Annotated in this window: 12 protein-coding genes; 7 read left to right on the forward strand and 5 right to left on the reverse strand. The window is 68.8% G+C overall.

Going from position 1 to position 13,181, the window contains the following annotated elements:
• Window positions 1-28 precede the first annotated feature (28 nt).
• From OB895_RS13205 to OB895_RS13220, 4 genes are read right to left on the reverse strand one after another with little or no spacing between them, the layout of a single operon-like run.
• Complete coding sequence (locus OB895_RS13205) at window positions 29-463, reverse strand: ATP-binding protein (RefSeq protein ID WP_052492811.1); 435 nt, start codon at window positions 461-463, stop codon at window positions 29-31.
• The gene (locus OB895_RS13210) at window positions 453-785 is read right to left on the reverse strand and encodes an STAS domain-containing protein (RefSeq protein WP_042536831.1); all 333 of its coding nucleotides are present in this window, start codon (window positions 783-785) and stop codon (window positions 453-455) included. Before OB895_RS13210 ends, OB895_RS13205 begins: the two co-directional genes overlap by 11 nt.
• Entirely contained in the window at window positions 769-2,730 is a 1,962-nt protein-coding gene (locus tag OB895_RS13215) for a glycosyltransferase family 2 protein (protein WP_309691800.1), read from the reverse strand. The genes OB895_RS13210 and OB895_RS13215 overlap by 17 nt, the downstream gene beginning before the upstream one ends.
• Window positions 2,727-3,887: a PP2C family protein-serine/threonine phosphatase gene (locus OB895_RS13220; protein WP_309691797.1), complete on the reverse strand. Its 1,161-nt coding sequence runs from the start codon at window positions 3,885-3,887 to the stop codon at window positions 2,727-2,729. The genes OB895_RS13215 and OB895_RS13220 overlap by 4 nt, the downstream gene beginning before the upstream one ends.
• Window positions 3,888-4,049: 162 nt before the next feature.
• Between OB895_RS13220 and OB895_RS13225 the strand changes: the two genes are divergently transcribed.
• From OB895_RS13225 to OB895_RS13250, 6 genes are all read left to right on the forward strand, one after another.
• Entirely contained in the window at window positions 4,050-5,018 is a 969-nt protein-coding gene (locus OB895_RS13225; protein ID WP_311877928.1) for a tripartite tricarboxylate transporter substrate binding protein, read from the forward strand.
• A gap of 76 nt (window positions 5,019-5,094) precedes the next feature.
• Window positions 5,095-5,631: a tripartite tricarboxylate transporter TctB family protein gene (locus OB895_RS13230; RefSeq protein ID WP_311877929.1), complete on the forward strand. Its 537-nt coding sequence runs from the start codon at window positions 5,095-5,097 to the stop codon at window positions 5,629-5,631.
• Window positions 5,628-7,283 (forward strand): tripartite tricarboxylate transporter permease, encoded by a 1,656-nt coding sequence (locus OB895_RS13235; protein ID WP_042536826.1) that lies wholly within the window; start codon window positions 5,628-5,630, stop codon window positions 7,281-7,283. Before OB895_RS13230 ends, OB895_RS13235 begins: the two co-directional genes overlap by 4 nt.
• Complete coding sequence (locus tag OB895_RS13240) at window positions 7,280-8,149, forward strand: dihydrodipicolinate synthase family protein (protein ID WP_042536825.1); 870 nt, start codon at window positions 7,280-7,282, stop codon at window positions 8,147-8,149. The genes OB895_RS13235 and OB895_RS13240 overlap by 4 nt, the downstream gene beginning before the upstream one ends.
• Before the next feature lie 59 nt (window positions 8,150-8,208).
• Window positions 8,209-9,906: a long-chain-fatty-acid--CoA ligase gene (locus tag OB895_RS13245; protein WP_311877930.1), complete on the forward strand. Its 1,698-nt coding sequence runs from the start codon at window positions 8,209-8,211 to the stop codon at window positions 9,904-9,906.
• Between the two features lie 65 nt (window positions 9,907-9,971).
• Window positions 9,972-10,967, forward strand: a complete 996-nt coding sequence (locus tag OB895_RS13250) for a LacI family DNA-binding transcriptional regulator (RefSeq protein WP_042536823.1) — start codon at window positions 9,972-9,974, stop codon at window positions 10,965-10,967.
• Window positions 10,968-10,983: 16 nt separating this feature from the next.
• On the opposite strand, the gene OB895_RS13255 is transcribed toward OB895_RS13250, so the two are convergent.
• Window positions 10,984-11,349, reverse strand: coding sequence for a hypothetical protein (locus OB895_RS13255; RefSeq protein WP_042536822.1), 366 nt, complete (start codon window positions 11,347-11,349; stop codon window positions 10,984-10,986).
• Window positions 11,350-11,531: 182 nt separating this feature from the next.
• Here OB895_RS13255 and OB895_RS13260 point away from each other — a divergent pair, with 182 nt between their 5' ends.
• The gene (locus OB895_RS13260) at window positions 11,532-13,163 is read left to right on the forward strand and encodes a fucose isomerase (RefSeq protein ID WP_079113723.1); all 1,632 of its coding nucleotides are present in this window, start codon (window positions 11,532-11,534) and stop codon (window positions 13,161-13,163) included.
• The last annotated feature ends 18 nt before the right edge of the window (window positions 13,164-13,181 follow it).

The raw sequence follows: 13,181 nt of genomic DNA on the forward strand, positions 1-13,181 counted from the left end.
GGCTGCCGCGCGGCGCCAGGCGCCGGGCTCAGGCGTGCGGTGCGAGACGGCGTCGCAGCACCCAGGTGTTGCCGGTCGCATCGACGCTGTGCTCGAAGTCGTCGAGCACAGCCGTCGTGAGGGCCAGACCGCGTCCGCTCTCGCTGTCGACGCCGGGCATCGCCACCGCATCCCAGTCGATCCTGGCCGGATCAGCCGTGTCGACGAAGGTGGCGACGAGTTCATCGTCGGCCACCGCGATGTCGACCTCGACGGTGATGCCGGCATCCGGCTCGCCCTCGGCCTCGCCGTGCGCGGCGATGTTCGTGGACACCTCGCTGACCGCCAGCGCGAACAGCGTGCGGTCTTCCGGGGCCACGTGCGGAGACGCCTCCCACAGCGCGTCGAGGGCGTCGAGGACGTGCTCGACGAAGGCGGGCCCAGCGAGGCCGGCGACGTGCGCGGTGCGCCGGTCAGCGCCCATCGAACGCCGTCTCGGGCGTGGGGTGGTCGAGCAGGACGCGGTCGAGGTTGGTCAGGTGCAGCACCGTCCGAACCGCCTCGGGCACTGCTGCGATGCGCAGATCGCCGCCCGCGACCCTGGCGCTCTTGAGTCCGCCGACGAGAGCGCCGAGACCAGAGGAGTCGACGAACTGCAGGTCGGTCATGTCGATGACGATCCGGGAATCGCCTCCTGCCACGAGGTCGTTGACCGCTTTGCGCAGCAGAGGCGCTCCTGTCGCGGTGAGGCGGCCGGACAGGGCGATCACGGCGAAGCCGTCTCTGATGTCAGTTCTGAGATCCATGGTTCTCCTCCTCGAGGGTGCGGGCCGGTCCGCGGTAGCGGGCGGCTTGGATGATGACGCTGAGCACGACGAGGTCGTACAGCACCCACACCGTGTTGACGAGAGTGCCCGTCCCGTCGCCGGTGCCGATGATGACCCGGGTCACACCGATCACGAGAGCGATGCCGAGCACGACCATCGCCGTCAGCTGCGGCCAGATCTCCCGCCACGGCACCCCTCGTGGATCCCGTCCGTCCTTGCGCGTCACGGCGAATGTGAGCGGGCGGTGGAGCACGACGTTGGCGAACGCCGACCAGCAGGCGCGGATCCAGACAGGGAACAGCGCGAGCGAGTACTGCTGCCCCCTCCACGTTCGCAGCCCCTTGGCCACCACGAGGAACAGCACCTGGTTGACGAGGAAGTACGGGAGGAACCTCACGAAGAAGTCGACCGACCAGGCGGTGACCGGCAGCACGCCGAAGACGAGGTAGACGACCGGCGCCGTGAGGTAGACCACAGCGGCGAACCCGGACAGGTAGCTCCACATCGTGGCGAAGTACATCAGTCGCTGGCCGATCGACAGCCCGCGCTTGGCGAGCGGGTTGTCGCGCAGCATGACCTGCAGGGTGCCCTGCGCCCAGCGCAGTCGCTGCGTCAGCATCGTGCGCAGATCCTCGGGGGCGAGGCCCTTGGCGAGGATCTCGTGGTGATAGACGCTGCGCCAGCCGAGCGAGTGCAGCTGCATGGCCGTGGCCATGTCCTCGGTCACCGAGATCGTGGCGAGGGGGAGGATCGGCTGCGCCTCGTCGCCTCGGTCGAGTCGGAGCGCGTCGAGCAGTGCCCTGACCGCATCCAGCGCGTTGATGGGGGAGAGGTCGGAGTCGGCGAGTGCGGTGAGTCCCACCTCGTCGACGACGATCGCATCGAGCTGCGCGTCGTGTGCGATCGGCAGCGAGCCGAGCTCTGCGAGATCGGCTCGGATCCCCGCGAGGTCCTTCGCGACGAGGATCACCGACGCGTTGTGCACCGCGGCGAGCACGGCGTCCGCGACCTCCCTGACGGGGGCGCCGCCGGCGAGATCACGACGGCCCCGGCCGATCGCCACGTGCAGCGCGAAGAGCTCGCGACGGAGTTCGGGGTCGGACGCCGAGCGCATCTCCTTCTCGATCAGGGTCTCAGAGGTGCGCAGCGCGCGGGCCGCGGTGTCGGTCACCTCGCGCACGTAGCCGATGATGCCCAGCTGCATCAGGGCGTCGCGACGGAGCACCGCGTTGGATCCGCAGAAGAACGCGGCGTTCCAGCCGTCCTTGCCCTGCTGGATCGGGCCGTAGAACAGCGGAGCCTGGCTGCCGAGAGGGTCGGCCTCGTCGACGTTGACGAACCACTGCGGGGTCTGCACCACGGCGACCTCGGGATCGTCGGCGAAATACCCCAGGGTGCGGTGCAGGATCAGCGGGTCGGGTATCTGGTCGGCGTCGAGGATGAGGAGGAATTCACCGTCGGTCTCGAACAGCGCGCTGTTGAGGTTGCCCGCCTTGGCGTGGCGCGGCTTGCCCGTCCAGTCGTCGGAGCGGGTGAGGTAGCCGATGTCGGCCTCGCGAGCCGCCCGCTCGAGTTCGGGGCGGGCCCCGTCGTCGAGGATCCAGGTCGTGTGCGGGTAGGCGATCCCACGTGCGGCGCGGGCCGTCGTCATCACGAGCTCGATCGGCTCGTCGTAGGTGGTGATGAACACGTCGACCGTGCCCTGGGGTGGCGAGACGGGCGCCGGGCGCTCTTTCGCCCGCCACATCGTCAGGCAGAAGAGGAAGGTGTCGATCAGGCTGTAGGTCTCGGCGACCACGAGAGGCACAGCGATCCACCACGCCGACCAGTTGACCGATTCCAGCCACCGCCAGGCGACGTAGTTCACTCCCAGCAGCACCGAGAGAACAGCGATCACCCGGATCGCGGCGAAGCGAGCTGTCATGCGTCGCGCCTCACCACGACCACGGTGATGTCGTCGGTCGCCCTGTCGTCCGAGATGAGCCGGAGCGCCTCGCCGATCGCCCCGTCGGGGCCGAGGGTGTCGAGCACCCTGGCCACGTGGGCGAACGGGTCATCGGCGTCGAGCACGTCCAGCAGCCCGTCGCTGCAGCAGACGAACGCGTCACCGGGTTCGAGGCGGGTGCGCCGCGACTCCCGAGCGCCCTGGTCGGGCAGTGCGGCGCCCATTCCGAGGGGCAGCCCGGTCGAACGAAGGTGCTCCCACGAGCCGTCGCTGCGCAGGATGAACGCCAGGCTGTGACCGGCATCGATCACCTCCAGGTCGCCGGTCTCGGGCTGGAGCTCGGCATGGACGGCCGTGACGAACATCGTCGTCTCCGAGAGGTCCTCCTCGAGAAGGCGGTCGGCGTCGGCGATCGCTTCGGCGATGCTGCGTTCGGGTGCCGTGCGCAGCGATGCGCGCACTCCGGCCGCGACGATGGCGGGTCCCGTGCCCTTGCCCATCGCATCGGCGAGGGTGATGCGCAGAGCCCCGTCGTGGAGGCGCAGGTCGTAGAAGTCCCCTGCCAGGCGCCCGCGCGAGGCGCCGCCGCCCGCGACCGTGTATCCGGTGATCGTGGGGATGGACTGCGGGCGCAGGGCGCTCTGGATCAGGGTGGCCTGATCGAGTTCGACGTCGGAGGCGATCTCGCTCTGCACCCAGAAGGCGAGGTCGCGGAGCAGGCCGCGCTGCGCCTCCGAGAACGAGTGCGGTTCCGTGTCGAGCACGCACAGCGTGCCGACGGGCTCGCCGCCGGGTGCGTGGAGCGGGTGGCCGGCGTAGAACCGGAGGTGCGGGTCACCGACAACGAACGGGTTCGTGGCGAACGTCTCCGTCGCGCTGGCATCCTCGATCACGACCGTGCGGTCCTGGCCGACCGTGTAGTCGCAGAACGAATCCTGCCGCGGGGCCTCGTCGCCGCCGAGGCCGATCTCGGATTTGCGCCACTGGCGGTCGCCGTCGAGCAGAGAGACGCTCACCATCGGCACGCCGAACATCTGCTTCGCCAGGCGGGCCACGCGATCGACTCGTTCATCCCGGGGGGTGTCCAGGATCCCGAGTTCCTCCAGTGCCTGCTGTCTTCTGAGCTCGTCGAACATGCTCCGCCTCCCTCGTAGCTGCTCTCATACTGGCATCTTGGAGGGCGGTGCGGACAGTGAGCCTCGCGGGAGGCGCACAGGGCAAGAGTGTTGACTGTTAACAGTCAACACTGGTACGGTCGGGGAGTCGACAACAAGGTCGACCCACGTAGAGGAGCAAAGATGCCCCGCAAGCGCATCACCCGGGCGGCCGCCGCCCTCGCGGCCGTCGCCGCCACCGCTCTCGTCCTGTCGGCCTGCACGAAGGTCGAAGAGGGGGAGGAAGCGGCGTCGACCTTTCCGGAGAACGACATCCGCCTGATCATCCAGGCCAACCCCGGTGGGGGATCCGACCTGTCGTCCCGCGCCCTCGCGACCGAACTCGAGGGCATCCTCGGCGTCAGCGTGATCCCCGAGAACATGCCGGGCGCCGCAGGTGCGCTCGCCATGGAGTACGTCGGAGCGCAGGACCCCGACGGCTACGTCATCGGGTTCGCCCCGGTCGAGATCGCGATGCTCAACACCACGCAGAGCGCGAACGTCCTGCCCGAGGACTTCGACCTCCTGGGTCAGATCATGCTGGCTCCCGGTGTCGTCACGGTCGGCGCCAACAGCGGGATCGAGACGCTGGAAGACCTCGTCACGCAGGCGGAGTCCGGCGCGGTGACCGTCGCCAACTCCGGCGCCGGCTCGATCTGGGAGGCCGCGACGATCGGCCTCGGCGACGCGACCGGCGCCGACTTCACCCCGGTGCCCTATGACGGTGGAGCCACGGCCGTGGCGGCCGCGGCCTCCGGTGAGACCGTCGCCGCGGTGTCGGGCCTCGGCGAGGCTCTCGCACAGGGCGAAGCCGTGCGCATCCTCGCCGTCCTGAACGATGAGCGTCACCCCGATGCGGAAGACGTGCCGACGGCCGACGAGGCCATCGGCGAAGACGTGGTCTTCGGCGGGTGGGGCGGCATCTACGCCCCGAAGGGTCTGTCGGACGACGTGAAGACCGAGCTCGAGGCAGCCGTCAAGGAGGCCGTCGAGTCCGACACCTACCAGCAGTTCCAGAAGGACGCCGGCAACCTCGTGGTCTACCGCGACTCCGCCGAGTGGACGACGTTCGTCGACGAGCAGTTCGACCTCTTCAAGGACCTCCTGGGCTGACCGGCCCGGACTGCGGGGCCGGCCGCCACGCCGGCCCCGCAGCCAGTCGCCGACGTCAGACCAGGGAAGGAGCACCATGTCCCACGCCGATGCCACATCCGCGGTCGAGCAGGACGAACACCAGGGCGCACCCGCGTCCAGACCGCTCGAGATCGTCTTCGGGGCCGTCGCCCTGGCCTTCAGCGCCGGGTATCTCTTCCTCACGACGCAGATCCCGCTGCGCCGCGAAGCGCTCCCGGGTCAGATCGACGCGCGCTTCTGGCCGATGGTCATCGCCGTCACGGCGGTCGTCATCTCGCTCGCGATCCTGGCGCTCGCCGTCACCCGGCCCGCGCCGGGGCGCGAGGATCTCGACCGCATCCAGCCCGGCGGTGTGGTCAGGGTCGTCGCCACCCTCGCGATCACCGGAGCGTTCATCTCGGTGTGGTCGCTGGGCACCGTCATCCTGTTCGGGTACCGCATCGAGGTCTTCCCGGTGGCCGCCGCCGTGCTGATGGCCGCTCTCATGCTCCTCTACGGCCACCGCCGCTGGCTGAGCCTGATCATCTACTCCGCCTCCGTCACCGCGTTCGTCTACGTCGTGTTCGGCATGCTCCTGAGGATTCCCCTGTGAACGCGCTCATGGAGGGGCTGAACTCGCTCCTCGACATCTCGATCCTGCTCTACATGCTCGTCGGGCTGCTGCTCGGCTTCATGGTCGGAGCCTTCCCCGGCATCACCGCGACCATGGCGGTCGCGCTCGCCGCCGGATTCACGCTCACGCTCGAGCCCGTCCAGGGTCTCGCCGTGCTGCTGACGATCTACGTGGCCGCGAACTTCGGTGACCGCGTGCCGTCGATCCTCATCAACACCCCGGGCACGCCCGCCTCGATCGCCACGACCCTCGACGGCTATCCGATGGCGAAGCAGGGTCGCGCCGGTCTCGCCCTCACGATCTCGGCGATCGTCTCGGCCGTCGGCATCCTCGCCTCGCTGGTGCTGTTCGCTGTCGCAGCCGTGCCGATCGCCAGCTTCGCCCGCGACTACTTCAAGTCGCCCGAGCTCTTCGCTCTGGTCGTCTTCGGCATCTCGATCATGATCGGCATCTCGTCGAAGTCGATGCTCAAGGGCATCCTCGCCGGACTCTTCGGGCTCATGCTCGGCACCGTCGGCACCTACGCGGCGACGGCCGATCAGCGCTTCACCTTCGGCGTGCTCGAGCTCGTCGAAGGCGTCAACTTCATCGCGGTGATCATCGGGCTCTTCGGCATCGCCGAGCTGTTCGACCAGCTGCTCACCTACCGCAAGTCGAACGTGCGGCCCATCTCGAGCCTCGGCCGATGGTGGCCGAACAGGGCCGAGCTGAAGCAGAGCGGACGCGCCACCGCTGTCGGCGGCGCTGTCGGACTCGGTGTCGGGCTCATCCCCGCGGCCGGTGGCGACATCGCCGGACTCATCGGATGGGAGCGCGCGCGCAAGGCGTCGAAGCACCCCGAGATGTTCGGCAAGGGGTCGATCGAGGGCGTCGCCGCCTCCGACACGGCCTCGAGCGCCACGCTCGGCGGTTCGCTCACGACCACGATGGCCCTCGGCATCCCCGGCGACTCGGTGATGGCCGTGATGATCGGCTCGATGATCATCTGGGGCATCACCCCCGGCCCCACGCTGTTCACCAACCGCCCCGATCTGGTCGTCTCGATCGTCGGCATCATGCTCGTCGCGACGCTGCTCTCGCTGGCGCTGAGCCTCGTCCGTATGAAGGGCATGGTCAAGCTGCTCGACGTGCCGCAGCCGTACCTGTGGAGCGGCATCCTGATCTTCTGCATCATCGGCACGTATGCCACCTCGAACAGTCTCTCGACGGTCGTCACCATGCTCGTCTTCGGCGTGATCGGGGTGCTGCTCAAGCGGATGCAGGTGCCTGCCGGCCCGATCGTGCTCGGCCTGCTTCTCGGGCCTCTCGCCGAAGAGAACCTGGCTCGCACCCTGGCGATCCTGCCGACGCGTCCGTTCTTCGAGGTGGTGAGCCCGATCGCGATCGTGCTGCTCGTGCTCGCCGTGCTGTCGATCGTGATGCCGGCCATCCGAGCCGCCCGCACCCCGCGCGCCGAGCGGGCCTCCCTCTCGGAGTCGATCCTCCCCGCCGAGAGCCGCGAGCAGATCGAGAAGGCGCACGGCGAACTCGCCGCAGACCCGGATCTGCTCACCTCGACCGTCCGCAACGTCGACGCTCCCGCGCGGCGCCCGCGAAAGACCCGAAAGAACTCCAAGGAGAACGAGAAGTGACCCGCTACGACATCCTCACCGCCGTGCCGACCGCCTTCCACAGCGACGGTGCACTCGACCTCGAGGGATCGCGAGCGATCTTCCGCTTCGTCGCCGAATCAGGCAACGAGGGCGCGTTCATCCTCGGCACCACGGGCGAATTCCCCGCGATCGACGCGATCGAGTTCGCCGCGATCGTCGAGGCGGCGCTGGCCGAGCTGAAGGATCGCATGCGCGTCGTCGTGCATGTCGGTCAGCCGAGCACGTTCGAGGCGCTGCGGCTGGTCGAGATCGCGAAGGGCCTCGGTGCGACCGAGTTCGCCGCCCTCACCCCCTACTACCTGAAGGCCACCGACCAGTCGATCTTCGACTATTTCGAAGCGCTGTCGGCAGCGGTCGGCGACGGCCGGCTCTACGTCTACATCTACCCGGCGCGCAGCGGCAATCCGGTGTCGGTCGAGCTGCTCACGCGCCTGGCCGCGCTGCCGAACATCGTGGGCGCGAAGGTCAGCGAACTGTCTCTCGACGAGATCGCCGCCTACCGAGCTGCGGTCCCGGACGACTTCGACCTCTACACCGGCGCCGACCGCGACCTGATCGCTGCGGTGCGCTCGGGTGCGCAGGGTGTCGTCTCAGGGGTCTCCTCCGTCACTCCCAAGCCGTTCCGCGCGTTGGCCGACGCCGGCCGCTCAGGGGATGCGGATGCGATCGCCGCAGCCCAGGCCGCCGTCGACGACGTCGTGTCGCTGATCGGTGGAGACATGGCGCGCATGAAGGAGGCCTACCGCGTGCTCGACGTCGTCGACACGCACTGCCGCATGGCGATCGCCGAGCCGACGGATGCCGAGCGCGAGGCCGTCGCGCGGGTCGTGGCGGTGCACCGCTAGACGCGTGCGCCGGGGCAGGGCGGGGGCGCCTCACAGCCGACCGGGGCAGGATGGAGGACATGTCCGTCAACCCGCACGAATCCCGGCCGTGGCTCGCCTCCTACGCAGATGACGTTCCTGCGGAGATCGAGGCTCCGACTCAGACGCTGCCCGAGATGATGGCGGCCAGCGTCTCCGCATTCGCGCGTCGCCCGGCGCTCGAGTTCTTCGGCGCGGTGACGACCTACCGCGAGCTCGGCGATCAGATCACGCGCGCCGCCGAGGGGCTCCGGCGCCTGGGCGTGCGCAAGGGCGATCGCGTCGCGCTGGTGCTGCCCAACTGCCCGCAGCATGTCGTGGCCTTCTATGCGGCACTCCGTCTCGGCGCCATCGTGGTCGAGCACAATCCGCTCTACACGGCGAGGGAGCTGCGGCACCAGTTCGAGGATCACGGCGCGAAGGTCGCGATCGTCTGGGACAAGACGGTCGACACGATCGCGGACTTCCCCTCGGACCTGCGGGTCGAGCACATCGTGAGCGTCGACCTCACCGAGGCGATGCCCGCCTCGCAGCGGATGCTCCTGCGACTGCCCATACCCAAGGCGCGCGCGTCGAGGGCCAAGCTGACAGCCACCCCGAAGACGCGTCGCGCGCTGGCCTGGAAGAAGCTGGTCGACCATCGTCCGCTCTCGCGTCGCATCGAGGGCCCTTCGCTGGGCGACACCGCGCTGTTGCAGTACACGAGTGGGACGACGGGCGACCCGAAGGGCGCGATCCTCACTCACGCGAACCTGCGCGCCAACGCGATGCAGGGTCGCGCATGGGTGCCAGGACTCGTCGACGGCAAGGAGACGTTCTACGGTGTGCTGCCGCTGTTCCACGCCTACGGGATGACGCTGTGCCTGACGTTCGCGATGAGCATCGGCGCGAAGCTCGTGCTGTTCCCGACCTTCGACCTCGGCCTCGTGACGAAGGCGGCGCGCACGAGTCCGCCGACCTTCCTCCCTGCCGTGCCGCCGATCTACGACCAGCTCGCGCGTGCCGCGTCACGCGGGACCATCGATCTCTCCACGGTCCGGTTCGCGATCTCCGGTGCGATGAGCCTGCCGGTCGCGACCGTGCAGCGGTGGGAGGAGGCGACCGGCGGCCTGCTCGTCGAGGGATACGGCATGACCGAGAGCTCGCCCGTCGCGCTCGGAAACCCGATGGGCCGCAGCCGCCGCCCCGGCACGGTCGGCGTGCCGTTCCCGAGCACCGAGATCCGCGTCGTCGATCCTGCCGACACCGACGTCGACATGCCGGCGGGCGAGCGGGGTGAGCTGCTCATCCGCGGACCTCAGGTGTTCCAGGGCTACTGGGGCCGCTCGAGCGACACCGCCGACGTGCTGCTCGCCGGCGGCTGGCTGCGCACCGGCGACATCGCCGAGGTCTCCGCCGACGGCTTCGTGACGATCGTGGACCGCCTCAAGGAGCTCATCATCACCGGCGGCTTCAACGTCTCGCCCAGCGAGGTCGAGGATGCGCTCGAGGCGCACCCTGACGTGGCCGCCGCCGCCGTGGTCGGTCTTCCGAGAGCGAGCGGAGGCGAAGAGGTCGCCGCCGCGGTCGTGCTCCGCGAGGGTGCGACACTCGACTCCGGCGCGCTGCGCGACTTCTGTCGCACCCGGCTGACCCCCTACAAGGTGCCCAAGCGCATCACGGCGGTCGATGATCTTCCTCGTTCGCTCATCGGCAAGGTGCTGCGCAGGCAGGTGCGGGATCGGATGCTCGCCGACTGACCGTCGGACCTCGTGCGCCCGATCGCGAGCTCCCCGACGCGATTGAAATCGGTTACAGTGTGCCGATGGTCACGATCTACGACGTCGCTCGACTCGCGCAGGTCTCGCCGGCCACCGTCTCGCGCGTGTTCAACGGCACCAGCGTCTCGGCGTCGAAGGTCGAGGCGGTGCGTCGAGCCGCCGAACAGCTGCGCTTCACCCCCAACCGCACCGCTCGCACCCTGCGGCGGCAGAGCTCCGAGGTCATCGGCCTCGTGATCCCCGACATCGAGAACCCGTACTTCACCGAGATGGCCCGAGGTGTCGAAGACGTCGCCTCGGAGGCCGGGTACTCGGTCGTGCTCTGCAACTCCGACTCGCAGCTCGAGAAGGAGGCGACCTATCTGCAGATCGCGATCTCCGAGCACATGTCCGGCGTGATCATCGCGACCGCCGACGAGCGCTCCGACCTCGGCGGCATCCTCGCGACGGGGCGGCCGGTCGTCGCCGTCGACCGCAGCACGACCTACGACATCGACGGCGTCGTCATGGCGAACCGGGCGGCCGGCGCCTCGGCCGCGAAAGACCTCATCGATGCCGGATACCGGCGCATCGCCTACATCGGCGGTCCCGAGCACATCGACACGGCGGCCGAACGGGCCGCGGGCTGGCGACAGGCGCTGAGCGCAGCGCATCCGGATCTCGACCTCGACGACCTCGAGCGGTTCACCACGTTCCGCGTCGACGGCGGGCGAGAGGCGATGGAGCAGCTGCTCGCACTCCCCGAGCCGCCTGATGCCGTGGTGGCCGGCAACAACCTCATCGGCGTCGGAGCGATCCAGGTGCTGTCCGAGCAGGGCCTGACCCCGCCGCAGGTCGGCGTGGCGGTGATCGGTTCGCTGCCCTTCACGACGCTCTCGCCCACAGCCGTGACGGTCGTGCGGCTGCCCGCACGTCACATGGGAGTGACGGCGGCGCGGATGCTGCTGGAGCGCATCGGCGGCGATGATCAGCCGTCGCGCACGGTGGTGCTGCGCAACGAGATCCAGCCGGCCAGCGCCGTCGCCACGGCCAGGGGCTGACAGCACACGCGATCCCTCACTGAGACCGCCAGAACCGGGTCGCGAGGTGCGTGAGCTCGGTGTCGAGGTCGTCGACTTTGCCCTCGACACGAGTGAGTCGGGTGTCGAGGGAGTCGAGCCGCACGTTCATCACCTCGAAACCGGCTCGCATCTCAGTGCGCAGCACGTCGATCTCGCCGCGCAACTCGCCGCGAAGGCCCCCGATCTCGCCGCCGAGCTCGCTGCGAAGGCCGACGATCTCGCCGCCGAGCTCGCCGCGAAGGCCCCCGATCTCGGCGCGAAGCACCCGGCTGAACTGTGTCGTCATCAGGGTCATGCCGCCGAGCATCGCGCTCGCGAAGATGCCGATCATCGTCCAGGCCTGCGGATCGCTCAAGTCCATACCTCCATTGTTCGGCGCGGAACTCAGGATGTCACCGGGCTCCCGCGCTGTATGCCGGAGTTCACACTCGGTGTGCACAAGTCGGCGATGTTGGCGACAGTGCAGAACGGATGGCCGGTTGCGGTCTGAAACCGATTTCACATACAGTGGCAGAACACGTGCGATCAAGGAGGACGCGAGTCATGACCTACACCCTGCCGGCACCGGCATCCCGACCGGCGTCCGCGCCGAAGACCGCGTACCTGATCGCCTCGGGCGACCTGCGCGAAGCCGCCAACACCGGCGGCTGGCCCGTGCAGGTCGAGCTCGAAGCAGGCGTGACCGGCGTCTTCAACGACCTGGGGTGGACTGTCATCCGCGCCAACGACGTCGACCCTGCGACCGGCCACGGCTTCATCTCGAGCCAGCGCATGGGTCTCGAGGTCTTCAAGAACATTCCGACGGATGCCCCGCTGATCGTCGCCGAGGCGGTGTGGCAGTACTCGCACCACGTGCTCGCAGGTCTGCGCACGCATGAGGGTCCGATCCTCACCGTCGCGAACTTCGCGGGTGACTGGCCCGGCCTCGTCGGGCTCCTCGGCCTGAACGCCGGCCTCACCAAGATGGACAAGCCCTACGCCACGATCTGGTCGGTCGACTTCACCGACGACTGGTTCCGGGCCGGGATCGAGGAGTGGACCGAGACCGGCTCGATCACGCACGACGCGTCGCACGTGCGCCCGCTGCCCGAACTTCCCGACAGCCCCGAGAAGCTGCTGGGCGAGGCGCTGGCCGCCGAGCTTCGCGCCGAGAAGGCCATCATCGGCGTCTTCGACGAGGGCTGCATGGGCATGTACAACGCGATCTTCGACGACGAGCTGCTCAACAAGACCGGCATCTACAAAGAGCGCCTCTCGCAGTCGGCTCTGTATGCCGAGATGCTCGAGGTGGGCGACGACGAGGCGGATGCCGCCTACGACTGGCTGATCGACGCGGGCATGACGTTCCGGTACGGCGAGGACGCCGAGACCGAGCTGACCCGCGAGCAGGTGCAGTGGCAGCTGAAGATGTACATCGCCGCGCTCCGCATCGCCGACGACTTCGGCCTCGACGCGGTCGGCATCCAGTATCAGCAGGGCCTGAAGGACCTGGTCCCGGCATCGGATCTGGCCGAGGGGATCCTGAACTCGACCGAGCGCCCGCCCGTCACCTCCCGCGACGGCTCGCGCGTGCTGCACGAGGGCCGTGCGTTCCCGCACTTCAACGAGGCCGACGAGGGCGTCGCGGTCGACGCGCTGGTCACCGATCGGGTGTGGCGCGCGATGGGACTCGTGCCCGACAACACCCTGCACGACGTGCGCTGGGGCGAAGATCACGACGGCCAGTTCGTCTGGGTCTACGAGATCTCGGGGTCGGTGCCCGCGTCGCACCTCGGCGGCTGGCAGAACGCCGAAGGATGGCGTCAGGGCCACGTGTTCTTCCCGGCGGGCGGCGCGACGATCAACGGCGTCTCGAAGCCCGGCGAGATCGTGCTGTCGCGCGTGTTCATCGCCGACGGCATCCTGCAGGCCGACATCTTCCGCGCCTCCGTCGTCGAGCTCCCGGCGGAGGAGACCCAGCGCCGCAAGGATGCGACGAACCCTGAGTGGCCGATCGCGCACGTGGTGCTGCACGGCATCTCGCGCGATCAGTTCATGGCGCGGCACAAGGCCAACCACGCTCAGCTCGTCTATGCGCCGGATGCCGAGACGGCCGACAAGGCGCTGGTCGCCAAGGCTGCGATGTTCGCGGGCATGGGCATCAAGGTCAACCTGGTCGGAGACGTGACGATCTGACCGCTGGGTGAGGGTGAG

This window comes from Microbacterium forte (genome assembly GCF_031885415.1).
Classification (GTDB): Bacteria; Actinomycetota; Actinomycetes; order Actinomycetales; family Microbacteriaceae; genus Microbacterium; species Microbacterium forte.

Bases quoted from the DNA above. Each gene is read 5' to 3' on its own strand.
- OB895_RS13255 (WP_042536822.1), bottom strand. From the start codon at position 11,349: ATGGACTTGAGCGATCCGCAGGCCTGGACGATGATCGGCATCTTCGCG.
- OB895_RS13245 (WP_311877930.1), top strand. From the start codon at position 8,209: ATGTCCGTCAACCCGCACGAATCCCGGCCGTGGCTCGCCTCCTACGCA.
- OB895_RS13225 (WP_311877928.1), top strand. From the start codon at position 4,050: ATGCCCCGCAAGCGCATCACCCGGGCGGCCGCCGCCCTCGCGGCCGTC.
- OB895_RS13230 (WP_311877929.1), top strand. From the start codon at position 5,095: ATGTCCCACGCCGATGCCACATCCGCGGTCGAGCAGGACGAACACCAG.
- OB895_RS13250 (WP_042536823.1), top strand. From the start codon at position 9,972: ATGGTCACGATCTACGACGTCGCTCGACTCGCGCAGGTCTCGCCGGCC.
- OB895_RS13260 (WP_079113723.1), top strand. From the start codon at position 11,532: ATGACCTACACCCTGCCGGCACCGGCATCCCGACCGGCGTCCGCGCCG.
- OB895_RS13215 (WP_309691800.1), bottom strand. From the start codon at position 2,730: ATGACAGCTCGCTTCGCCGCGATCCGGGTGATCGCTGTTCTCTCGGTG.
- OB895_RS13205 (WP_052492811.1), bottom strand. From the start codon at position 463: ATGGGCGCTGACCGGCGCACCGCGCACGTCGCCGGCCTCGCTGGGCCC.
- OB895_RS13220 (WP_309691797.1), bottom strand. From the start codon at position 3,887: ATGTTCGACGAGCTCAGAAGACAGCAGGCACTGGAGGAACTCGGGATC.
- OB895_RS13210 (WP_042536831.1), bottom strand. From the start codon at position 785: ATGGATCTCAGAACTGACATCAGAGACGGCTTCGCCGTGATCGCCCTG.